Source organism: Faecalibacterium butyricigenerans (genome assembly GCF_020687345.1).
Lineage (GTDB): Bacteria > Bacillota > Clostridia > Oscillospirales > Ruminococcaceae > Faecalibacterium > Faecalibacterium butyricigenerans.
Genome location: NZ_JAJEQL010000010.1, coordinates 1 through 23,291 on the forward strand (window position 1 = coordinate 1; position 23,291 = coordinate 23,291).

21 protein-coding genes are annotated in these 23,291 nt (G+C 60.5%); 16 read left to right on the forward strand and 5 right to left on the reverse strand.

What is annotated here, in order from left to right; genetic code table 11:
• The 10 genes from rnhB to nrdR all read left to right on the forward strand — a co-directional run.
• Window positions 1-554: ribonuclease HII (gene rnhB, locus LKD23_RS05505; protein ID WP_227620796.1), on the forward strand; the 554-nt coding region annotated here is incomplete at its 5' end.
• Window positions 554-922: a YraN family protein gene (locus LKD23_RS05510; RefSeq protein ID WP_227620874.1), complete on the forward strand. Its 369-nt coding sequence runs from the start codon at window positions 554-556 to the stop codon at window positions 920-922. The genes rnhB and LKD23_RS05510, both read left to right, overlap by 1 nt.
• Before the next feature lie 104 nt (window positions 923-1,026).
• A complete protein-coding gene (gene thrC / locus LKD23_RS05515; protein WP_227620797.1) occupies window positions 1,027-2,487 on the forward strand; it encodes a threonine synthase in 1,461 nt (486 codons plus the stop codon).
• 28 nt (window positions 2,488-2,515) lie between these two features.
• Window positions 2,516-3,199 carry a metallophosphoesterase gene (locus LKD23_RS05520; protein ID WP_227620798.1) on the forward strand — a complete coding sequence of 228 codons (684 nt, stop codon included), beginning with the start codon at window positions 2,516-2,518 and terminating at the stop codon, window positions 3,197-3,199.
• Window positions 3,200-3,415: 216 nt separating this feature from the next.
• The gene (gene tig, locus LKD23_RS05525; protein ID WP_227620799.1) at window positions 3,416-4,732 is read left to right on the forward strand and encodes a trigger factor; all 1,317 of its coding nucleotides are present in this window, start codon (window positions 3,416-3,418) and stop codon (window positions 4,730-4,732) included.
• Between the two features lie 151 nt (window positions 4,733-4,883).
• Window positions 4,884-5,483, forward strand: coding sequence for an ATP-dependent Clp protease proteolytic subunit (locus LKD23_RS05530; RefSeq protein ID WP_227620800.1), 600 nt, complete (start codon window positions 4,884-4,886; stop codon window positions 5,481-5,483).
• A gap of 40 nt (window positions 5,484-5,523) precedes the next feature.
• The gene (clpX, locus tag LKD23_RS05535; protein ID WP_227620801.1) at window positions 5,524-6,852 is read left to right on the forward strand and encodes an ATP-dependent Clp protease ATP-binding subunit ClpX; all 1,329 of its coding nucleotides are present in this window, start codon (window positions 5,524-5,526) and stop codon (window positions 6,850-6,852) included.
• Window positions 6,853-7,080: 228 nt separating this feature from the next.
• On the forward strand, window positions 7,081-8,361 hold the full coding sequence (locus tag LKD23_RS05540) for an aspartate aminotransferase type Ic (protein ID WP_227620802.1): 1,281 nt from the start codon (window positions 7,081-7,083) through the stop codon (window positions 8,359-8,361).
• A gap of 118 nt (window positions 8,362-8,479) precedes the next feature.
• The gene (gene secF, locus LKD23_RS05545) at window positions 8,480-10,813 is read left to right on the forward strand and encodes a protein translocase subunit SecF (protein ID WP_227620803.1); all 2,334 of its coding nucleotides are present in this window, start codon (window positions 8,480-8,482) and stop codon (window positions 10,811-10,813) included.
• A 145-nt stretch (window positions 10,814-10,958) separates the two neighbouring features.
• Complete coding sequence (gene nrdR / locus LKD23_RS05550) at window positions 10,959-11,420, forward strand: transcriptional regulator NrdR (protein WP_227620804.1); 462 nt, start codon at window positions 10,959-10,961, stop codon at window positions 11,418-11,420.
• A 325-nt stretch (window positions 11,421-11,745) separates the two neighbouring features.
• Here the strand turns inward: nrdR and LKD23_RS05555 are convergent, their stop codons facing one another.
• Both LKD23_RS05555 and LKD23_RS05560 read right to left on the reverse strand, forming a co-directional pair.
• Window positions 11,746-12,114, reverse strand: coding sequence for a DUF4363 family protein (locus LKD23_RS05555; RefSeq protein ID WP_227620805.1), 369 nt, complete (start codon window positions 12,112-12,114; stop codon window positions 11,746-11,748).
• Between the two features lie 10 nt (window positions 12,115-12,124).
• Window positions 12,125-12,817, reverse strand: coding sequence for a DUF421 domain-containing protein (locus LKD23_RS05560; protein WP_227620806.1), 693 nt, complete (start codon window positions 12,815-12,817; stop codon window positions 12,125-12,127).
• Between the two features lie 71 nt (window positions 12,818-12,888).
• Here LKD23_RS05560 and LKD23_RS05565 point away from each other — a divergent pair, with 71 nt between their 5' ends.
• From LKD23_RS05565 to LKD23_RS05575, 3 genes are read left to right on the forward strand one after another with little or no spacing between them, the layout of a single operon-like run.
• On the forward strand, window positions 12,889-14,334 hold the full coding sequence (locus tag LKD23_RS05565) for a spore germination protein (protein ID WP_227620807.1): 1,446 nt from the start codon (window positions 12,889-12,891) through the stop codon (window positions 14,332-14,334).
• Complete coding sequence (locus LKD23_RS05570) at window positions 14,335-15,186, forward strand: hypothetical protein (protein ID WP_227620808.1); 852 nt, start codon at window positions 14,335-14,337, stop codon at window positions 15,184-15,186. It begins immediately after the preceding gene.
• Window positions 15,183-16,154, forward strand: coding sequence for a hypothetical protein (locus LKD23_RS05575; RefSeq protein WP_227620809.1), 972 nt, complete (start codon window positions 15,183-15,185; stop codon window positions 16,152-16,154). Before LKD23_RS05570 ends, LKD23_RS05575 begins: the two co-directional genes overlap by 4 nt.
• Here the strand turns inward: LKD23_RS05575 and LKD23_RS05580 are convergent.
• The 3 genes from LKD23_RS05580 to LKD23_RS05590 are packed head-to-tail and all read right to left on the reverse strand — an operon-like array spanning window position 16,151 to window position 19,985.
• Entirely contained in the window at window positions 16,151-17,503 is a 1,353-nt protein-coding gene (locus LKD23_RS05580; protein ID WP_227620810.1) for a sensor histidine kinase, read from the reverse strand. The two genes, LKD23_RS05575 and LKD23_RS05580, sit on opposite strands and share 4 nt — an antisense overlap.
• Window positions 17,500-18,189 carry a response regulator transcription factor gene (locus LKD23_RS05585; RefSeq protein WP_227620811.1) on the reverse strand — a complete coding sequence of 230 codons (690 nt, stop codon included), beginning with the start codon at window positions 18,187-18,189 and terminating at the stop codon, window positions 17,500-17,502. Before LKD23_RS05585 ends, LKD23_RS05580 begins: the two co-directional genes overlap by 4 nt.
• A complete protein-coding gene (locus tag LKD23_RS05590) occupies window positions 18,186-19,985 on the reverse strand; it encodes a Na/Pi cotransporter family protein (RefSeq protein ID WP_227620812.1) in 1,800 nt (599 codons plus the stop codon). The genes LKD23_RS05585 and LKD23_RS05590 overlap by 4 nt, the downstream gene beginning before the upstream one ends.
• A 471-nt stretch (window positions 19,986-20,456) precedes the next feature.
• On the opposite strand from LKD23_RS05590, the gene hprK reads away from it, so the two are divergent.
• From hprK to rapZ, 3 genes are all read left to right on the forward strand, one after another.
• Window positions 20,457-21,392 carry an HPr(Ser) kinase/phosphatase gene (hprK, locus tag LKD23_RS05595; RefSeq protein ID WP_227620813.1) on the forward strand — a complete coding sequence of 312 codons (936 nt, stop codon included), beginning with the start codon at window positions 20,457-20,459 and terminating at the stop codon, window positions 21,390-21,392.
• Between the two features lie 63 nt (window positions 21,393-21,455).
• On the forward strand, window positions 21,456-22,394 hold the full coding sequence (murB, locus tag LKD23_RS05600; protein ID WP_227620814.1) for a UDP-N-acetylmuramate dehydrogenase: 939 nt from the start codon (window positions 21,456-21,458) through the stop codon (window positions 22,392-22,394).
• Window positions 22,395-22,413: 19 nt separating this feature from the next.
• Window positions 22,414-23,277 carry an RNase adapter RapZ gene (rapZ, locus tag LKD23_RS05605; protein ID WP_227620815.1) on the forward strand — a complete coding sequence of 288 codons (864 nt, stop codon included), beginning with the start codon at window positions 22,414-22,416 and terminating at the stop codon, window positions 23,275-23,277.
• Window positions 23,278-23,291: the final 14 nt, after the last annotated feature.

Sequence of the window (23,291 nt, forward strand, 5' to 3'; positions counted from 1 at the left end):
ACGAGGCGGGCCGCGGCCCGCTCTGCGGCCCGGTCTGTGTGGCCGCCTGCATCCTTGACCCCGAGACTCCGGTCTACGGCATCAACGACTCGAAGAAGCTGACCGAGAAAAAACGGGAGGCCCTCTTCGAGCAGATCATCGAAAAGGCGCTGGCCTATAAGATCGTCTTCGTCGGCCCGGACATCATCGACCGCGACAACATCCTCAACGCCACCATGGGCGGGATGCGTCAGGCCGTGGAGGGGCTGGACATCGTGCCAAACCTCGTCCTCGTGGACGGCAACCGGACTCCGGCAGGGCTGACCATGCCCGCACAGCCGGTGGTGAAGGGCGACGCCACCAGCGCCAGCATCGGCGCAGCGTCAGTGCTGGCGAAAGTCAGCCGTGACCGCTATATGCTGGAGCTGGACAAGCAGTATCCCCAGTATCAGCTGGCGAAGCACAAGGGCTACGGCACAAAGCTGCACTATGAACTCATTGCACAGTACGGCATCCAGCCCTTCTACCGCCGCAGCTTCCTCAAAAAACAGGGCTACTGGCCCGAAGGCAAGTGATGGGCCGGGCCGAGACGGGCCAAAGAGGAGAGGCCGCCGCGGCCCGCTTCTACCAGAAGCAGGGGGCAGAGCTTCTCGGCCACAATTATCACACCCGGATGGGGGAAATCGACCTCATCCTGCGGGAACCGGACGGGACACTGGTGTTCTGCGAGGTCAAGACCCGCGCCAAAGACTCTCTGGATACCCCTGCCGCTGCGGTGAATGCCGCGAAGCAGAGGCGTATCATCGCATCTGCCGCATTGTATCTCCAGAGCACCTGTCAGAGCGACGAACCGGTGCGTTTCGACGTGGCTGAGGTCGTCCCTCTTGACAGCGGGCGCTGGATGGTACATATTATAAAGGGTGCTTTCTGGGCAAAAAGCTAGACGCGCACAGAAAAACCCGGTGGGAAAAGGCAGAAAACGGCCTCGGGCCGCTGCCGCAGGATGAGGCCGAGTGATGGGCCTTCTGGCAAAAAGGAGCGATAATGATGAAATTTTTCAGCACGAGAGACCATGACCGCATTGTGACCGCCTCTCAGGCGATCGCACAGGGCCTGTCGGATGAGGGCGGTCTGTTCGTCCCGGAACGCTTTCCGCAGGTGGACGTCAGGGCGCTGTGCCAGCTGGATTATCCCACGCTGGCCGCTGCCGTCGTCAGCGAATATCTGACCGATTACTCCAAGGACTTCCTTGCTGAAGCCACCCGCACCACCTACGGGGAGGCGTTCGGCGGCAAGGCAGGCTATCTGGCCCCGGTGGAAGGGAACACCTATGCCCTTGAGCTGTGGCATGGCCCGACCTGCGCGTTCAAGGACTACGCCCTCCAGCTGATGTCCAAGCTTCTCGTGGAGGCAAAGAAGAACCTCTCCCGCACCGAAAAGACCCTCATCCTCGTGGCCACCAGCGGCGACACCGGCAAGGCTGCGCTGGATGGCTACCACGACATCCCGGGCGTCGAGATCGCCGTGTTCTACCCCACGGGCGGCACCAGCGAGATCCAGCGCCTGCAGATGGCGACGCAGGAGGGGGCGAATGTCGCGGTCTACGCGGTGCGGGGCAACTTCGACGATGCCCAGACCGGCGTGAAGCGGGTCTTCGGCGACAAAGCCATCGCGGCCAAGCTGGCCGAGCGGAACATCCGCCTTTCCAGCGCCAACTCCATCAACTGGGGCCGCCTTGTGCCCCAGATCGTCTACTATTTTGCCGCCTACGCCCAGCTGCTCAAGGCCGGGAAGATCGCCTTCGGCGACGAGGTGGATTTCTGCGTGCCTACCGGCAACTTCGGCGACATTCTGGCGGGTTACTATGCAAAGCAGATGGGTCTGCCCGTGGGCAGGCTGGTCTGTGCCTCTAACCAGAACAATGTCCTGACCGACTTCCTCTCCACCGGTACTTACACCGCCAAGCGGGAGTTTTATAAGACCACCTCGCCCAGCATGGACATCCTCGTCTCCTCCAACCTCGAGCGTCTGCTCTACCACGTCACCGGCAGCGATGCCGAGGTGGCCGGTCTGATGAAGAGCCTGAACGAGACAGGCAGCTACACCGTCCGTCCCGAGACGCTGGCGGCGATCCGGGAGAGCTTCGACTGCGGCTGGAGCAGCGAGGAGCAGGTGGCAGGGGAGATCCGCGCCCGCTACGAGAAGGACGGCTACCTCTGCGACACCCATACCGCTGTGGCGTTCCACGTCGCTGCCCAGAAGAAGCGGGACGGCGTGCCGATGGTGGTGCTCTCCACCGCCTCGCCCTTCAAGTTCCCCCGCAGCGTGCTGGAGGCTCTGGGTCATACCGCACCGGAGAACGATTTCGAGGCCATGCGGGCGCTGGAAGAAGCTACCGGCCGGACCGCGCCCGCAAGCCTTGCCGCCCTGCGGCAGAAGGCCGAGCGGTTCAGCACCGTCATCGACCCGGCGGGGATCGCGGAGGTGGCGCTGGGCTATCAGGCGTGATGAAAACCAGAACAGGAGTAAATAAACTATGGCACTTTTTGTGCTTGGCGATACCCACCTCTCCCTAGGTGCCTCCAAGCCGATGGACGTTTTCCCCGGCTGGAACGGCTATGTGGAGCGGCTGGAACGCAACTGGCGCAAGCTCATCAAGCCCGAGGACACCATCGTCCTTGCAGGCGACATCAGCTGGGCCATGCGGCTGACCGACACCCGGAAGGACTTTGCGTTTTTGCAGCAGCTGCCGGGGCAGAAGCTCATCATGAAGGGGAACCACGATTATTGGTGGACCACCGCCAACAAGATGAACGCTTACCTGAAGGCCGAGGGCTTTGACACCCTCCACATCCTGCACAACAACTCCTACGCCGTGGAGGGTTACGCCATCTGCGGCACCCGGGGCTGGCTGTTCGATGTGGGGGAGGCCCACGACGAAAAGGTGATGAACCGGGAGATCGGGCGGCTCAAAATGAGCCTTGACGCCGCAGAGCCGGGGCTGGAGAAGCTGGTGTTCCTGCATTATCCGCCGGTCTACACCGGCACCAGCGCCCCTGAGATCGTGGCGACGCTGAAGGCCTACGGCATCCGGACCTGCTACTACGGCCATCTGCACGGCAACGCCATCCGGTATGCCGTGCAGGGCGATGTGGACGGCATCCGCTACAAGCTCGTCAGCGCCGACGGCCTGAAGTTCTGCCCCTACCGCATCAACTGAGGCCGGGACGGAAAGGTCAGAAATAACAAAAAGTCAAAATTTGGGGTGGCAATTCTATCACAAGCGTGTTATAATAGGTTGTGACGCGATTGTTGCACCCAATTTGAGCGCGCGCGTCCCCGCATTTCGCAACAGCAAGGACGCGGTGCGCGGTTGCAGGCGGCAGTTTTCCCGCTGCCCCAACGCAATACAATATTTGAGTGGAGGATACACAAAATGAATTTCATCAAGTGCGAAAAGCTCGAGAAGAGCATGGCAGAGCTGCAGTTCTCCATCGACGCTGAGGCCTTCAAGGCTGCGGTTGCCGATGTCTTCAAGAAGGAGGGCAAGAAGTACCCTGTTCAGGGCTTCCGCAAGGGCAAGGCTCCCAAGGCTCTGATCGAGAAGATGTACGGCGCTGATGTCTTTACCTATGACGCCATCAACGAGCTGTTCCCCGCAGCTTACGAAGAGGCTGTCAAGGCTGCCGGTATCGAGCCGGTGGGCCGTCCTGAGGTCTCCGTCGATTCCGCCAGCGAGGCTGAGGGCGCTACCCTGACCGTCAAGGTCGCAGTCAAGCCCGAGGTGAAGATCGGCGCTTACAACGGTCTGACCGTCGAGAAGACGGTCCATACTGTTTCTGACGAGGCTGTCGAGGCCGAGCTGAAGCGTGTGCAGGAGCGCAACGCCCGTGAGCTGACCCGTGAGGGTGCTGCTGAGAACGGCGACATTGTTGACATCGACTTCGAGGGCTTTGTGGACGGCGTCGCATTCGAGGGCGGCAAGGCAGAGCACTACAGCCTGACTCTGGGCAGCGGCAGCTTCATCCCCGGCTTCGAGGATCAGATCGTCGGCCACGCTGCTGGTGAGGAGTTCGACGTCAACGTCACCTTCCCCGAGCAGTATCAGGCTGCCGAGCTGGCTGGCAAGCCCGCTGTCTTCAAGATCAAGCTGCACGAAGTCAAGTACAAGGAGCTGCCCGCTCTGGACGACGAGCTGGCAAAGGACTGCTCCGAGTACGACACTCTGGACGAGTTCAAGGCTTCCATCCGCAAGAACAATCAGGAGCAGTTGGACAAGCAGGATGATCTGGCCGTCGAGAACGCTCTGGTCGATCAGGTCATCGAGGGCATGGAGGCTGAGATCCCTCAGGCCATGTACGATGTCCGCATGGACGAGCTGGTCAACGACTTTGCTTTCCGTATGGAGCAGCAGGGCCTGCGCCTCGAGGACTACCTGAAGTATATGGGCCAGTCCGTCGATCAGTTCCGCGCTTCCTTCATGCCGCAGGCTGAGAAGCAGGTCAAGATCCGTCTGGCTCTGGAGGCTGTCGCAGCTGCCGAGAACATCGAGGCCACTGAGGACGAGCTGAATGCCGAGGTCAAGCGCATTGCTGACCAGTACAAGATGGAAGAGGACAAGGTCCGCGAGCTGATCAACGTGGACGAGGTGAAGCACGATCTGGCCATCAATAAGGCAATCGACTTCATCAAGAGCCACGCAAATGTCGTGGAGAAGGCCGCTGAGGCCGAGAAGACCGCTGACGCTGAGTAATTCCGGCGCACAAGGTCATGCAGGGCAGGGAAAGTCCCCGGCTCTGTAAGTGAAGGTTGTTGAAATTGACCGATACGGCTACGGCCCTGTGTGCTTGCCGTATCGGTCAATTTTGCAAATACAATAATTTTTCATTCAGGAGGCGAACCCTATGAGTTTTGTTCCTTACGTTGTCGAGCAGTCGGCGCACGGGGAGCGTTCCTATGATATTTTCTCCCGTCTGCTGAACGACCGCATCATTGTGCTGAGCGAGGACGTCAACGACACCTCCGCCAGCCTTGTCGTGGCACAGCTGCTGTATCTGGAAGGGCAGGACCCCGATAAGGACATCAGCCTGTATATCAACAGCCCCGGCGGCTCCATCAGCGCAGGTATGGCCATCCACGATACCATCCAGTATATCAAGTGTGACGTCTCCACCATCTGCATGGGCATGGCCGCCTCGATGGGTGCGTTCCTGCTGGCCAGCGGCACCAAGGGAAAGCGCTTCGCCCTGCCCAACGCCGAGATCATGATCCACCAGCCCCTCATCGCCGGCGGTCAGGGCGGCGGTCTGTCCGGACAGGCTACCGACATCAAGATCCATGCCGACCATCTCGTCCGCACCCGCGCCAAGATGAACCGGCTGCTCAGCGAGTACACCGGCCAGCCGCTGGAAAAGGTGGAGCTGGATACCGAGCGCGACAACTTCCTTTCTGCGCAGGAGGCCAAGGAATACGGCCTCATCGATGAGGTCATCACCCACCGCTGAGCGGCAGAAAGCAATACACCCAGGATAAGGAAAAACGGTTATGGCTAATAACAATTCCGGCAGAGATAAAAACGAAAAGGATCTGGTCTGCAGCTTCTGCGGCAAACATCAGGATGAAGTGGAGCGGATGATCATCGGTCCCGGCGTGAACATCTGCAGCGAATGCATCGGACTCTGTGCCGATCTGCTCTCGGACAAGCCGGATCACGCGGGCAGCAGCTCCCGCCCCAGCCGCGGCAGCGCCAGCCGGGCGCGCATCCAGCCGTCTGACGAGCTTTCCATCAACATCAAGACCCCTGCGGAGATCAAGGAGGGACTTGACCAGTACGTCATCGGTCAGGACGAGGCCAAGCGTGTGCTGGCCGTCTCGGTCTACAACCACTACAAACGCATCCTGAGCGGCAAGGGCGCCGACGTTGAGCTGCAGAAGTCCAACGTCCTGCTCCTTGGCCCCTCCGGTGTCGGCAAGACCCTGCTGGCCCAGACACTGGCCAAGATGCTGGGCGTGCCCTTCGCCATCGCAGATGCCACCACCCTGACGGAGGCCGGTTATGTGGGCGAGGACGTGGAGAACATCCTGCTCAAGCTCATTCAGGCCGCAGACTTCGACGTCCAGAAGGCGCAGATCGGCATCATCTATATCGATGAGATCGACAAGATCACCCGCAAGAGCGAGAACCCCTCCATCACCCGTGATGTGGGCGGTGAGGGCGTCCAGCAGGCTCTGCTGAAGATCCTGGAGGGAACGGTCAGCAATGTTCCCCCGCAGGGCGGCCGCAAGCACCCTCAGCAGGAGTTCATCCAGATCGACACCACCAACATCCTCTTCATCTGCGGCGGTGCCTTCGACGGTCTGGACAAGTATATCCTCCGCCGCACCGATAAGTCCGCTCTGGGCTTCGGCAGCAGCCTGAAGGACAATTCCAGCGAGGCCCAGAAAGCCCTGCTGCAGAAGGTCGAACCACACGACCTCGTCAAGTTCGGCCTCATCCCCGAGCTGATCGGCCGTCTGCCGGTCATTACGGTGCTGGATGATCTGGACGAGGATGCGCTGGTGCGTGTCCTGAAGGAGCCTCGAAACAGTCTGGTCAAGCAGTACAAAGAACTGCTGGCCATGGACAATGTGGAGCTGAACATCACCGATGAGGCCCTCCACGCCATTGCGCGGAAGACCATCGAGCGCAAGACCGGTGCCCGCGGTCTGCGCAGCGTGATGGAGAACATCCTGATGCCCGTCATGTACAATGTGCCCACAGACCCCACCATCATCCGCGTCACCATCGACGAGGATACGGTAGAGGGCGGCGAGGCGCACATGGAGTACGGCGCAGTGCGCAAGCGTTATAAGAACCAGCCTTCCCTGAGCTGAGCGGCAGCGCGCAGCAGGGGAGAACAGGCCCCGCTGAAAGCTTTTTACTTTTTGGCGGGGTCTTTTTGTGCCATCCGACTTGTTTCCGAGGTCAAATTGTAGTAAACTATAAAAGTCTGGAACTGTGAGGGTAAAAATCGGAGCGGCCCACTGGCATGAACCTGCTTCGCAGAGAAACAGTACCGGACCCCTGTGGGAAATAGAACGTACGATAAAGGAGTGTGTGTTATGGCAAATTATTTTGAGATGACCCGCGACGAACTGGCTGCCGAAAAGGCGGCTCTGGAAGAAGAGTACAAGAAGTTTCAGGCGATGGGCCTGAAGCTGAACATGGCCCGTGGCAAGCCCGGCCCTCACCAGATGGATCTGGCAATGGGTCTGCTGCAGATGACGGATTACACCACCGACGCCGGCACCGACGCCCGCAACTACGGCGATCTGGAGGGCCTGCATGAGGCCCGTGAGCTGTTCGCCGACGTGATGGGCGTGAAGCCCGAGGAGGTTTTTGTCGGCGGCAACTCCAGCCTGCAGCTGATGTACAACCTCATCTCGATGGGCTACAGCTTCGGTTTCCCGGAGTCTCCCTGCCCGTGGTCTCAGGTGGAGAAGCGGAAGTTCCTCTGCCCGGTGCCCGGCTATGACCGCCATTTTGCCATCACCGAGGAGTTCGGCTTCGAGCTGATCAGCGTCCCCATGACCCCGGACGGCCCCGATATGGACGTCGTCGAGAAGCTGGTGGCCGAGGATGACACCATCAAGGGCATCTGGTGCGTGCCGCAGTATTCCAACCCCGACGGCTACACCTACAGCGACGAGACCATCGACCGCTTCGCCAAGATGAAGACCGCCGCCCCCGACTTCAAGATCTTCTGGGATGAGGCTTACATCGTCCACCATCTGACGGAGGAGATCATCGAGACCCCCGTCCTGCTGAACGAGTGCAAGAAGTACGGCAACGAAGACCGCGTCTTTATGTTCACCTCCACCAGCAAGATCACCTTCCCGGGCGCTGGCGTCTCCGCTCTGGCTTGCAGCGAGGCCATGATGAAGTACATCTGCAAGCGCTTCTCGGTCATGATCATCAGCTACGATAAGATGAACCAGCTGCGCCACGTCCGCTTCCTCAAGAACAAGGAAGGCGTTCTGGCTCATATGGCAAAGCACCGCCGTCGTCTGGTGCCCTGCTTCGACGCCGTCAAGACAGCCTTCAACGAAGAGCTGACCCCCTGCGGCGACATCGCCCACTGGACGAACCCCAAGGGCGGCTACTTCATCAGCCTCTATGTCATGCCCGGCTGCGCAAAGCGGGTGGCTCAGCTGTGCAAGGAGTGCGGTCTGACCCTCACTGGCGCAGGCTCTGCATACCCCTACCACAAGGACCCGGATGATTCCCACCTGCGCATCGCGCCCACTTATCCCAGTCTGGATGAGGTGGAGACCGCATCCGACCTGCTCTGTGTCTGCGTCCGTCTGGCAGCAGTCGAGAAACTGCTGACGGAAAAGGACTGATCTTTCCACTGCACAAATCTCCGCTGTGCTGCCGCTCAGACGGCGCAGCGGAGATTTTGAAGTTGTTTCCAAGACCGGAAAGCAGCTTCATATTATATTTGGAGGTTTCCCGATTCATATGAAAACGAAAGGCAAAGCATGGCAGCTTATCCTCACGGTGCTTGTGATCGCGGCGTTCGTCTATACGGCGTTCTTCGGTGTTGCGGCCAAGTACGGTGATGTGACCACCACCTACATCAAGGGAGCGAAGGACATCCGCTTCGGTGTGGACATCAAGGGCGGCGTCAACGTCACCTTCGTCCCCTCCGACGGCTACGACGCCACCGACGACCAGCTTGAGGCTGCTCAGCTGGTCATCGAGAACCGTCTGGTCGCCCTCAACGTGACCGACTATGAGCTGTATGTGGACAACAACTCCGACAGCCTCATCCTCGAGTTCCCGTGGCAGTCGGGCGAGACCGAGTTCGACCCCGAAGCCGCCATTGAGGAGATCGGCACCACCGCCTACCTGACCTTCCGGGAGGGGAGCAGCGCAGACGGTGCGCTGGTCCTTGACGGCTCGATGGTGGAGAGTGCTGCTGCCCAGTACGGCCCCGTCAACGGCAGCAGCTCCGAGTACTATGTGGCGCTGAAGTTTACTGACGAGGGTGCCAAGGCATTCGGCGACGCCACCACCCGTCTGTACCAGAACGGCGGCAGTATCAGCATCTGGCTGGACGACGAGAACGTCAGCACCGCCAGCGTCAACGCCGCCATCACCGACGGCTCTGCCATCATCACCAGCTCTGCGGCGAATCCCTTCACGCAGGAAGATGTCGTCAAAATGGCCCGCCAGATCAACTCCGGCTCTCTGCCCTTTGCGCTGAGCGTGGACAGCTACTCCACCATCAGCCCGAGTCTGGGTGAGAACAGCCTGAGCGCCATGGTGCTGGCCGGTGTCATCGCCTTTGCCCTCATCCTCGTGCTCATGACGGCCCTCTACCGTCTGCCCGGCTTCCTCGCCTGCATCGCGCTGGCCGGTCAGGTGGCGGCCACGCTGGCCTTCGTTTCCGGCTACTTCCCGGTGTTTGAGAGCTTCACCCTGACTCTGCCCGGCATCGCCGGCATCATCCTCGCCATCGGCATGGGCGTGGATGCCAACGTCATCACCGCCGAGCGCATCAAGGAGGAGCTGCGCAGCGGCAAGAGCCTCGACGGCGCGCTCAAGAGCGGCTTTGCCCGCGGCCTGACCCCCATTATCGACGGCAATGTGACCATCGTCATCGTCGCGGTCGTCCTGATGGGTGCCTTCGGCCCCTCGGACGGCTTCTTTGCCAAGGCCCTGCACTTCGTCTTCTTCGCCTTCGGCCCCTCGACCGCAGGCACCATCTACGCCTTCGGCTACACGCTGCTCACTGGCGTGCTGCTCAACTTCGTGTTTGGCATCTTTGCCACCCGTACCATGATTCGGGGCGCTGCTTCCATCAAGGCTCTGCGGAACCCCCGTCTCTACGGTGCGGATGCTCCCGGTAAGACTCCCACCGAGAAGAAGCAGGTCAACTTCGTTGGTCTGCGCAAGCGTTTCCTGACCATCTCTGCCTGCCTGATGGCGGCGATCGTCCTCTGTGCAGTGGTGCTGGGCGTCCATCTGGACACTGAGTTCACCGGCGGTGCGATGATCACCCTGAGCTACGAGAACAGCTTTGAGATGTCTGCCGTCCAGAAGACGGCCTCCGAAGCGCTGGGCAGCAATGGCCTGACCCTGCAGACCGGCGAGAACGTCGCAACAGGGGAGCAGACCCTGAAGATCTCGATGCCCGGCACCGAGACCGTCACCACCGACGAGGTGCAGACCCTGCTGGACTCTCTGAATGAGAGCTACCCCGACAACTCCTTCGCACAGCTCTCTCTGAGCAACGTCAGCGCCGCAATGGGCATGAAGTTCCTCCAGAAGAGTCTGGTGGCCGTGGTGTTCGCGCTGGTGCTCATCCTCGCCTACATCGCATACCGCTTCAAAAGGATCGGCGGCCTGACCGGCGGCATGATGGCCGTTCTGGCCCTGCTCAACGACCTGATGGTGGTGTTCGGCACCTTCGTGCTGCTGCGTGCCCCGCTGGATGGCAACTTCATTGCGGCGATGCTGACCATCCTCGGCTACTCCATCAACGATACCGTTGTCGTCTACGACCGCATCCGTGAGAATCGCAGCCTGCTGGGCAAGAAGGCCAGTTTCGAAGAGCTGGTCAACCACTCTGTCAACCAGTCGGCCCGCCGCACCATCATCACCACCGTCACCACCGTGATGGCGCTGGGCGTGATGTGCGTCGTCTCCAAGCTGTATGGTCTGGACAGCATCTTTACCTTTGCCTTCCCCCTGATGATGGGTATGCTCAGCGGCGTGTACACCTCGCTGTGTGTCTCCACCTCCGCCTGGGTGGCATGGAGCGAACGCAAGGGCGCAAAGAAAAACTGAGCCGCTGGATCCTGATGCAAATCTGTCCCGAGTTTTTTATCGCAATTTTCAAAAATAGTGCCTGTCAAAACGGCATCTTTGCGACATGCAGTTTGCGGATGTTGCCTGTGCATTAAAAACGCAAACTGCTATAGGAGGAACGACCATGAAATGCCCCTATTGCGGCGATGAGGAGTCCAAAGTCATTGATTCCCGCCCCACCGAAGACAGCGAGCGCATCCGCCGCCGCCGGGAGTGCCTGAACTGCCATATGCGGTTCACGACCTACGAGGTGGTGGAGACAGTGCCGCTCATCGTCATCAAGAAGGATAATTCCCGCGAGCCGTTCGACCGACAGAAGCTGCTGAACGCCATGCTTCGCGCCTGCGCCAAGCGCCCGGTGAGCTACGAAGCGCTGGAACGCGCCGTCAGCAGCATCGAGCAGACTCTGATGAGCACCTACGACCGCGAAGTGACCAGCGTGCGCATCGGTGAACTGACCATGCAGGAGCTGAAAAAGATCGACGAGGTGGCCTATGTCCGCTTTGCCTCGGTCTACCAGCAGTTCGCGGACGTCGAAAGCTTCTTCAATGAGCTGAAAAAGCTGATGGGCGACCGCAAGAAATAATCTGGCTCCAAAGCCATAAGCGCCTCATTCTCTGCCGCAGGGCAGGGGATGGGGCGCTTTTTTGTGCACGCTGTATCCGGACGGGAAGGGTCTTTGAGGAATTGCCGAAGATGCCCTATATAAAAATCTATATAGGGCACAGATGGAAGACGATGATTTTCGAACAAGGCATTCAATACAGAAAAAACAAATGATGAATCGATTGAAATTTCGGGAACTCTCTGCATGAAATCCGGTTTATAGCTCTTATTTCTCGGCGGGCCGGGGCAAATGAATTTCAGATAACGAAGATTACACGAAATAAAAACGGATCTCAGAGATTTAATTAAACGAATCTCCGGGAAAGCCATTCCAGAGTTTCCACCTGAACCTGTGCCCGGCGCAGTTCGCCGAGGGCTTCCTCGGGAGCATTCATCTCGAGGTGGCCGTCGGCGGCGCGGAGAGCGCTCTCCAGTTCCGTGAAGTCCTGCGTGCGGAGAAGATGGTTCATCCCTTCCCGCATCTCGTCGCAGAGCTTTGCTCCCTCGGCCAGAGCCTGCCGTGCGGCAGGGAGATCCTCGTCCCGGAGGGCCTCCACGGCGTCGTCGATGTCATCCGAAATATCCTCGGCAAATTTCTGCACCCGCCAGCTGCTGTAGAAGGCGATGCTCAGCAGCACCGCCACGATGCACAGACACGCATAGATCCGTTTCATTCCGTACCTCTCACCGGGAGCTGCCCTTGCGGCGGCTCTCTTTTTTCAGCAGAAAATAATCCTCCGTCTCGTTGCCGACCAGAAGCAGGATCTCTTCCGGCAGCAGGGTGTTGGCCTGCGCGGTCCGCTCGAGCCAGCTTCTGTCCTTGCCGCACCATTGGAGGTTGTCCTCGAGGACTTGGCCGTCCAGCACGAAGGGGATGGTGGCGTGGCTGTGCTCGACCTTCAGCCGCAGGTCAGCGAGGGTGGCCGTCTCCTTTTCGGGGCGGAGCGCTGCCGAGAGACTGCCGTTCGTCTCGACCACGGCGTAGGAGACGTCCCGGGGGTCGAAGATATTCTTGCCCCGCAGGGCCTCCATCAGGTCGGCTGTGGTCAGCCGGAGGGTGCGCAGAGCATTCTGGTCGATCTGTCCATCCAGAATGACCGTCTTGGGGCGGCCGGACATCAGATTGAAAAATTTCTGGCTGCGAAAGCTCAGCGCTGACCCCAGCAGCTCCAGAGCTGCAATGAGGAAGAGGGGGATGAGGCTGGCCGTCACCGGCACTTCCTCCGACTCGATGGAGATGGACGCCAGATTGGAGATGAGGATGGTGGACACCAGCTCTTCGGGCTGCAGCTCGCCCAGCTGACGCTTGCCCATCAGCCGCATGGCGAACAGGACGCAGAGGTAAATGAGCAGGGTGCGGAAAATCAGAAGCTTCACAGAAGGCCCTCCTTGTGGGTTGAATAAGCGACTCCGACGGGGGAATACTGGCAGGCAAAGGGGGATACCGTATGCTGCAGCTTTCCTCGTTGCTGGATGAGAATCTGGAGGCGCTCAACGCTAGGTTTGGCGCTTCGGCGGATTTTTATGCCAAGCGCATCGAGCTTTATCACTGCCCGGGGGCCATCGTGCTCTTCGACAACATGGCCAGCCTCGAAGCGCTCTGGGCGCTCCTGCTGGACGCTGCCACCCGTCATACGCCCGGCCTCGAGCCGGAGCGGCTGGCCCACAGCGGCGCACAGGTCTATGAACTTCTGATGCACCACTCCGGTCTGCCCGCCGAGAATAGTCCGGTCAAGGATATGGAGGACCTCGTCCGCCGCCTGACCGCCGGCATGGCGGTGCTTTTGCTGGATGGGTGCAAAAAGGGCATCGTCTTCTCGGTGCAGGGCCTCAAGTCCCGGTCGGTGGAGGAACCCTCCGGAGAAGGAAACCTGCGCGGCTCCCGGGAAGGCTTCGCCGACCTTCTGCGGGTCAATCTGAGCCTGCTGCGCCGCCTTATCCGCACCGACACCCTTGTGATGGAGACGGCACAGGCCGACTGTGCCATGAAGACCGAGTACGCCATCTGCTATTGCAGGGACAGAGCCAGCAGGCAGGCCGTGGCCCGGGTGCGCCGGACCCTCCAAGAGGCAAAGCCGGAGCTTTTGCTGGATTCCAGTTACTTCGTGCCGTGGCTTTTCCCGGCCAGATGTCGGCTGTTCGCTCCGGTGAGCTACACCGAGCGCCCGGCTTCCGCCGCGGCAAAGCTCTGCGAGGGGAAGATCGTTGTTTTAGTCAACGGCAGTCCCTCGGCGCTGGTGCTGCCCTCCCTCTTCTGCGAAAATTTCGACTGCCTCGACGACTACGCGACCACGGCGCTCTTTTCGTCCTTCCTGCGCATCCTGAAATATGGTTCGTTCTACCTCAGCATCTTCCTGCCGGGGGTCTTCGTCTGTCTCGCAGTCTACCTGCCCGAGCTTATCCCGCCTCAGCTGCTCTATAAAATCGAGGCGGCGGAAAAGGCCACGCCGCTTCCGCTGTTCGCGGAGATGCTGCTGGTCATTCTCCTGCTGGAGATCATCCGGGAGGCAGGGCTTCGGATGCCCCAGACGCTGGGCCACTCGGTGAGTCTTGTGGCGGCGCTTATCATCGGCGATGCCGCCGTCGGGGCCGGGCTGATGAGCACACCGGTCATCCTCGTGGCCAGCATCACGGCCATCTCCGTCTTCGTCACCCCCTCGCTGTACGAGCCTGCCACCCTGCTGCGGTTGGGTGTCACGCTTGCGGCGGGTCTGGCCGGGCCGGTGGGGCTGGTGTGCGCGGCTCTGGGGGTGCTGGCGGCGCTGACGTCCCTCTCCGCGATGGGGGTGCCCTACCTTTCGAGCGTTGTCTTTTCAGGGGATGGTATCATCCGCCGCAACTACCGGGCGCTGTCCCGCCGCCCATTCGCCATCTGGAAAAGGAGGGGGTCTTAAATGCAGCAGAGAGAGGGGTTTTCAGCCCGGACGCTGTCCCTCAGCACTGCGGCAGCAGAGCTGGGCCGCGTCATCCTCAGGGCAGGGCAGAGCGGCTCTGTCCGCGCCGTCTTGCTGGGGAATGTGCTGGCGACTGCGGCGTTGGTGCTCCTTGTGGTGTTCGTTTCCTGGAACGCCGCCCGCCTGCGCCGTCCGGGATTTGTCGGTAACTGCTGCTGCGCCGCCTTCCTGTTCTGGTATCTCTGGGAGCTTGTCCGCACGGCGGCGATGATCCAGCAGGTCTGCTGGGAACAGTTCTCGTCGATGGCCTTTTTCGGCCTGCTGCCGCTGCTCCTCTGGGCTGGATGGAGCTTCGGCTGTGAGCTGTATGACCGGATGGCCGCTGTCCTCGGGGCATTCGTGGTGCTGGGGAGCTTATTCTGCCTGCTGGGGCTGGCAGGTCAGCTGGAATGGCAGAATCTCGTGATGGGCGAGGCAGGCAGGTCGTTCGCATTGCCGGATGCGTTTTTTTACCCCGAATATTTCTCGTTCCCGCTTCTTTGTGCAGGTAAAAATGCTTCGAAGATTAGTCGAAAATCGGCGCTGTGGCTTCCGCTCATCCCTGCGATCATTTCTTCCGGCTATACGCTGGGGCTGGCACTTTTGTTTGGTGCGCCGCAGGGCTATCCGGGCTATGAGCTTCTGCGGGCGTGGAGCTTCGGGGGCATCTCCCGCTTCGATGCCGCATTCCTGCTCCTCTGGCTGGCGGCGGCGGTCTTTCGTCTCTGTTTTCTTGTCCGCACCGCGCGGCTGCTCTGTGAGCGGCTTGCCGGGCGGCCCTCGGGCACAGCGGACGCGGAGGCTGCACGATGAGCCGCCGTGAGGGGCTGCGGCTTCTGGCCGCAGGCGTGCTGACCGTCTGGCTCTGCCTTTTTCTCCACTGGGAAAATACCGAGAAAAGCATGATCCGCGCCCTTCTCGTCGAAACGAAGGACGACAGTTGGACGGTGGGCCTGCTATACCAGTTCCCGGAGGCCTCCGCCGATTCCGCCGAAGCCGAAGCCGCCATCCGCCTCTGCGTGGGCCGCGGCCCACAGCTTTCCGCTGCCATCGCTGCCGCCGAAAAAGCCCTGCCTCAGCGGGCGGACTGGCGGCTCTGCGAATATCTTTTTGTCGAGCAGGACTCGGTGCGGCGTGCGCTGCCTGTCTGTGAGGAGCTGTTCCTGCATCAGCCCTGCGGGAGACTGGCGTCCCGGATGTTCGGGGCGGGCTTTTCGGTGGAGACGCTGGAAGAGCGGGCCGGGGCGTCGGATGTCCTGCCCGAAAATCTCCTGCAATGCGTCAAAAATTCCGCTCCTTCCGCGCCCCGGCTGTATGAGCAGGGCGGCGGCTTCGTCCTGCCCATCGTGGAGCTGGAAGAGGAGGGGGCACACTGCAGGCCCGAGGCTCTCGTCGTGACCCCAGAGCAGACCACTCAGCTGACCGAAGCGCAGGCGGAGATGGCGCTGCTGCTGCAGGGCAGGAGCCGGACGACTGCCGGGGAGCACCGCTTTATGCTGGGCGCGGGGACGCTCCGCCTGCACCGGGCTTTCTGCGGCGTGGAGCGGGAAGGGGAGGGTTTTCTTCTCCGGGTGAATGCTCTCGCCCGAGGTGAGCTGCCCCCGGACGCGGAGAAGGAGCTGAAAACACTCTGCGAGGATACCATCCGCCGCTGCTGGACGCTGGGGCTGGATATTTCCGGCCTCGGGGCCTATCAGGCCCTGCGGGACGGAGATCTTGGCCTCACAACAAAAAACGTCTGCCCGGAGATCCGGACAGACGTAAGGCTTATGCAGTTTTAAGAATTTACAGACTCAAAGATAACGGTGATGGTCGTTCCCTCGTTCACGGCGCTATCCAGCTTGATGCGGGCGTTATGGATGCGGGCAATGTGCTTGACGATGGCCAGACCCAGACCGGTGCCGCCGGTGGCCTTGCTGCGGCTCTTGTCCACCCGGTAGAAGCGCTCAAAGACGCTGGCCTGCGCCTCCTTCGGGATGCCGATGCCATTGTCCTTCACGGTCAGGGTGCAGTGGCCGTCCCGGGTGCGGGCCGTGATGATCTGGACCTTGCCGCCGGGACGGTTGTAGCGGATGGCGTTGTCGCAGAGGTTCTGGCACAACTCATCCAGCAGGCTCCGGCTGCCCGTCACGGGGGCGCTCTCGCCGAGGTAGGTCAGGGAGATGTAAGAGCGGCGGGCGTTGACCTTCTGGCGCTCCACACACTCTCGGGCCACATCCAGAAGATCGACCGTCTCCATGGTGGGGGAAGCCCCCGTCTCGCTGACATTGTCGAGGTTCGAGAGCTGGAGAATATCGTTGACCAGCTGGATCATCCGGCTGGCCTCTACATGGATCTTGTGGGCAAAATCCGGGGTGTCCTCGGGCTTAGCGATCCCGGTCTCGATCAGCTCGGCATAGCCGGAAATGCTGGTCAGGGGCGTCTTCAGCTCGTGGCTGACGTTGGCAGTGAACTCCTGCCGCATCTTCTCGTTGTTTTCCCGCAGCATCCGGTCGGAATGGATGCTCTCCGCAAAGGGGATCAGCTCTTTGTAGGGAACATTCTCCTGAATGTGGTCAAGGTCGTCGGTCATCTTCAGCACAGGCTGAACGAGGCTCTTAGTCAGCAGCCCAGCGATGATGGCGGCGGCACCCATCATCAGAAAGCAGCTCAGAACGATGGCGGGCAGGGCAGCATCATAGATGGACCAGATGGTCTCGGAGTCCTGCGCCACACGGAGGATGTCCCCGTCGGGCAGCAGCATGGCGTAATAATAAGTCTCATAGCCCATCGTCTGAGAGTCGCGGCAGTCACGGCCGACGCCGCTCTTCATGGCCTGCTGGATCTCAGGGCGGCGCAGATGGTTCTCCATCGGCTGGTCCGTCGCAGACTCGAAGAGCACGCTGCCGTCCGACGCGATAAGGGTGATGCGCAGCGAGCCGTCCACATAAGCCTTCAACTGGCTGGGGTCATCCACCTGTGTGCACCCGGCGGCCACGAGATCGGCCTCCCGCTCGAGGGCTGTCCACGCCTGCGCACGGAAAGCCTTGTGGAACACAAAAATGCAGAGCGTAGCGGTGCACAGCAGGCCGGCAAAGCCCATCAAAAACAGCAGATAGCTTATTTTTTCTTCCATGCTGCGTGGTTTCATTGCTCAAGCTCCTCCTCGCTGTCGGTCAGCTTGTAACCGACCTTCCGCACCGTGCAGATGTACTTTCCGGCATCGCCCAGCTTCTTGCGCAGGGTGCGGATGTGCATATCCACCGTCCGGCTCTCCACCGAGATGTCGGTGCCCCACACCACCTGCAGGATGGTCTCGCGAGTGACGACGAGATTCGTATTTTCCAGCAGCAGCCGGAGCAGGCTGTACTCTTTGTAGGTCAGCTCTACCGGCGTGCCGCTGACGGTGACGCTGTGGCGGGCGTTGTCGAGAAGGATCTCCCGGAAGCTGTAGACGTTGGGCCGTGCCTCCGGCTCAGCCCGGCGGAGTGCTGCACGCACCCGGCTCAGGAACTCCATGATGCCGAAGGGCTTGGTGATGTAGTCATCTGCGCCGCAGTCAAGGCCGCGCACTGTGTCCAGCTCGCTGGACTTGGCCGTTATCATGATGATGGGCAGACGCCGCAGGGAAGGGGTGGCGCGCAGCTTTTTCAGGATGGAGAAGCCATCCTCGCCGGGCAGCATCACATCCAGAATGACCAGCTCCGGCGGCGTGGTGTGGACGGCCTGCCAGAACGGCTCCGAGGACTCAAAGCCCACGGCCTCGTAGCCGTTGGACTGCAATGCATATTGTTCCAATTCACGGATGGCTGCATCGTCTTCTACGATATAAATCATGCCTGTTTATCCTCCGTTTCCTCCGGAGCAGCCTCATCGGGGAAGAGGTAGCGCTCACGGTAGCGGTTCAGACGGCGCTGGAACTGCTCGCTCTCCTTGGTGGAGGCGTGGCCGCTGCGCAGGTCGTTGAGGTAGGCGTGGGTGTCGAAGCTGTCCTGCGCCACCTCGATCTGGGCGACGGCCACGTTGCTGCAGTGGTCGCAGACGCGCTCGTAATTGGTCAGCAGATCCTCCAGCACGAAACCGTACTCGATGGAGCAGCTGCCGGCCTGCAGACGAGCGACATGACGCGCCTTGATGGCGCGCACCAGCTCGTCCACGACGGTCTCCATAGGCTCCACCTTGCTGGCCAGATGCAGGTCGTCCTTGCGGAAGGCGTCGGTGGTGCGGTTCAGCACATCCTGTACGGCATCCTCAAGCACCTGCAGCTCCTCGCGGGCGTCGGCGGAGAAGTTGATCTCTTTGGTGTGCATCTCCTGTGCGGATTCCAGAAGGTTCACGGAATGGTCGCTGATGCGCTCGAAATCGCTGATGGTGTGGAGCAGGGTGTTCACACTCTGGCTGTCTGCGTGGTTCAGCTCACGGCTGGAGAGCTTGACCAGATAGGTGCCGAGTGCGTCCTCGTACTGGTCTACCTTGCTCTCCTCGTCCCGGACCTTCTGAGCCAGCGTGTCGTCCCAGGTATGAGTCAGGCTCATGGCCTGCATGACGCCCACACGAGCCAGCTCAGCCATATCAGCGGTGGCAGAACGGGCACGGGCCACCGCCACAGCGGGGGTGTTCAGCAGACGATCGTCCAGCAGGGCAAAGCTCTCTTTCTGGGCGTCGTCGGGGATGGTGAGGATGGCCAGCCTTTCCAGAACATTCGCAAAGGGGAGCAGGATGAGGGTAGCCGCGATGTTGAAGGCAGAGTGCACGACGGCAATGCCCCATGCGGCGATGGTCTCATTGACAAAGTCGAAGTGCACTACAGCGTTCAGGCCGTAGAAACCGGCCAGAAAGACCATGACGCCGATGATGTTGAAGTAGAGATGGACCATGGCGGCGCGGCGGGCGTTCTTGTTCGCGCCCACAGAGGAGAGCAGCGCCGTCACACAGGTGCCGATGTTCTGGCCCATGATGATGGGGATGGCGCTGCCGTAGGTGATGACACCGGTGGCGCTCAGGGCCTGCAGGATGCCGACGCTGGCACTGGAGCTCTGGATGATGCCAGTGACCAGTGCACCCACCAGAACGCCGAGGATGGGGTTGGAGAAGCGGACAAAGAGGTTGGTGAACCATGCCTCGCCCTGCAGCGGCTCGACGGCATTGGACATGGTGGTCATGCCGGTCATCAGGATGGCAAAGCCGATGAGGATGGTGCCGACGCCCTTTTTCTTCTCGCTCTTGCCCATATAGAGCAGGATGCCGATGAAGGCGAGGAGCGGGCTGAAGGAGGTGGGCTTGAGCATCTGGATCCAGATGCTGTCGCCCTGCAGGCCGGAGAGGCTCAGCAGCCAGCTGGTGACAGTGGTACCCACATTGCTGCCCATGATGATGCCGATGGCCTGATGCAGCTCCATGATGCCGCTGTTGACGAAGCCGACCACCATGACGGTGGTGGCGCTGGAGCTTTGGATGATGGCGGTCACGCCGAGACCGAGGAAGAAGCCCTTGATGGGATTGTCGGTCAGCTTGCTTAAAATTTTCTGTAAGTGTCCGCCGGCCTGTTTTTCAAGGGCTTTGCCCATGATGTCCATGCCGAACAGGAACAAAGCCAGACCGCCCAGCAGAGAAAAGACATTGAATAGAGTCATGTTTTTACTCCTCACTTGTTGAAACTTACGTTTATAGCAATTCAACTTTTTAATGCAACAGCAACAGCGTTGAATTGCATATCGCAAATATGCTGTTTTCATGTTGCACTAATTTCTTGACTTGCGATACACATCGGCATCGACGGCGAGGACAGTACGCGGACATGTCCTAACTTTTTACATGACCTTGCACCGCATTTCACCGGTCGTATCCCTGATTATGAGTATACGGGTTGAATGTAAAATCGGAAACCGGCGAAATGTAAAAGCCATGTAAAATGTAAAGAAAAAGTAAACTCTACCCCTGTCTTCTATTATAAAGGTTTGGCCCTCGGATGCAAGCCCTGATACAAAACCAGAAAAGATTCCTGCAAGAATTGTTGTTTTTGCCGTCCATCTTGATTATAATATAAGGAAGGATACGCTGTGCCGCCGTCTTGGGGCACACAGAGGATGCAGGAGGAAAAACGAATGGGGAATTTCGCTGTTTCGCTCAAGCGGCTGGTCGAGAAGGTCAGCCTTGAGGTCACTTATGCGCCGTGCGAGCTGGACAAGATCAGCGTCGAGATCGCTGAAGTCAACCGCCCGGGTCTGTTTCTGACCGGCTACTATGACTACTTCGACAAGCTGCGCTTGCAGATCATGGGCCTCGCGGAAATGAACTTTCTGGCCGGGCTTGCCCCCGAAAAGCGCCGCGAGCGCCTTGACCAGCTGTTCCGCCAGCAGCCGCCGGCCGTCATCGTCTGCCGCAGCGAGGAGCTGGAGCCTTTTCCGGAGATGCTGGAGCTGGCGCAGCAGCACAAAGTGGCGCTGCTGCGCTCCAACGAGATGACCTGCACCCTGATGGGCAGCCTCATCAGCGTGCTGAACCTTGAGCTTGCGCCCCGCATCACCCGCCATGGCGTGCTGGTGGAGGTCTACGGCGAGGGCATCCTGATTCTGGGCGACAGCGGCATCGGCAAGAGCGAGCTGGCCATCGAGCTGGTCAAGCGCGGCCACCGCCTCGTCGCCGACGACGCCGTGGAGCTGCGCAAGGTCTCCAACCGCCAGATCATGGGCACTGCGCCGGAGAACATCCGCCACTTCATTGAGTTGCGCGGCGTCGGCATCGTCAACGTGGCCCGCGTGTTCGGCGTGGGCGCGGTCAAGGTGAGCGAGAGCCTCGACCTCGTCGTCCAGCTGGAAGCGTGGGACCCCACCAAGAACTATCAGCGCACCGGTCTGGAGAGCGAGTACTACGACATTCTGGGGGTCAACATCCCCAGCACCATCATCCCGGTCTCTCCGGGACGCAACCTCGCCGTCGTGCTGGAAACGGCGGCCATCAACAACCGTCAGAAGAAGATGGGCTACAACGCGGCCAAAGAGCTGCTCATCCGTCTGGGCCTGAACGACACCATGGACTGAGCGCAGGCATTGCACACCACCCGGTGCTCACCAAAAACGTCTGATTTCCAAAGAGGAGTACGAATGGAACAATTAAAAGAGGCTTTGTCTGCTGCGGGCATTGCATACAAGGAGAATGAGCCGCTCTGTGCCCACTGCACCTTCCGCATCGGCGGCCCGGCAGACCTGTTCGTCCTGCCGGAAAACGAGGAGCAGCTCTGTGCCGCCATCCGGCTGGCAAAAGAAGCAGGGGTCAGGAGCTATCTGCTGGGCAACGGCAGCAACATCCTGTTCGAGGATGCGGGCTACCGCGGGGCTGTCATCAACGTGTCGGCCATGAAGAGCGGCATCGGCGTTATCGAAAATATCAGTTTCCCGGGGAAAGATCCGGCCCTTACTTACGATGCGGTCGTCGTGGGGGCCGGTCAGATGCTCTCGTCCCTCTGTATGGCGGCGCTGGAAAACAGCCTCACCGGACTCGAGTTTGCCTACGGCATCCCCGGCACGGTGGGCGGTGCGGTCTACATGAACGCCGGTGCCTACGGCGGCGAGATGAAGGATGTGCTGGCCTCGGTGCGGTATCTGACCGGGGAGGGGGAGATCGTCGAAGTCCCGGCGGAGCAGCTCGACCTCCGCTACCGCCACAGCATCTTTGAAGAAAACGGCGGCTGCATCCTCTCGGCAAAGTTCTACCTCGCCAGAGGCAGTGCCTCTGACATCCGGGCCAAGATGGATGACTTGATGGCCCGCCGACGGGACAAGCAGCCCCTCGACAAACCGAGCGCCGGCAGCACCTTCAAGCGGCCGGTGGGCGCGTTTGCGGCGGCCCTCATCGACCAGTGCGGGCTGCGGGGCTATCGCCACGGCGGCGCAGCGGTCAGCGAGAAGCACTGCGGCTTCGTGGTTAATCTGGGCGGGGCGACCTGCGCAGATGTGCTGGCGCTCTGCGACGAGGTGCGCGCCATCGTAAAGGAAAAAACCGGCTACGACCTCGAAAAAGAGATCCGTGTGGTCGCAGCCTGAACAGAAAGAGGACAAGAAGATGAAGCTATTGATCGTCAGCGGCCTTTCGGGCGCTGGAAAATCCGTCGCCATGAATGCGCTGGAGGACATCGGCTTTTTCTGCATCGATAACATCCCGTCGGCGCTGCTGCCCAGCATCACGGCCTTCTCGAAAGCGGGCGACAACCAGCTCAAGCGGGTTGCCCTCTGCATGGACGTCCGCGGCTGCCGCACGCCGGAGGAGATCGAGCACGCGCTGGACCAGATGGACGAGCAGGGGGTAGAGTATGAGATCCTCTTCCTCGACGCGCCGGACGAGGTGCTGATGCGCCGCTACAGCGAGACGCGCCGCCGCCACCCCATCAGCATCGCCGAGGGCCTCTCCACCCGGGAGGCCTTCCGGAAGGAGCGTGCTATCCTGCAGCCCCTCAAGGAGCGGGCCGATTATACCATCAATACCGGCCTGCTCTCCACCTCCCAGAACAAAGAGCGGATCTGCGACCTGTTCAACCCGAACGGCGGGGCCAAGAACGCCATGCGCCTGACGGTCATGTCCTTCGGCTTCAAGTTCGGCGTCCCGCCGGAGGCCGACCTCGTGCTGGACGTCCGCTGCCTGCCCAACCCTTTCTACGTTCCGGAGCTGAAGCACAAGACGGGACTCGATCAGGAAGTCGTCGATTTCGTCATGGGCCATCCGGAGGCGCAGGAGCTGCTGAAACGCTATGAGTCGTTTCTGGAATACGCTCTTCCGCTCTACGTCAAGGAGGGCAAGAGCCAGCTCACCATCGCGGTGGGCTGCACCGGCGGCAAGCACCGCTCCATCACGTTTGCGCGGAAGATCGCGGAATACTGCGACGCGCTGGGCTATCGGCCCGGCGTCCAGCACCGCGACGCCGTCCGCTGAAAGGATCACCATAT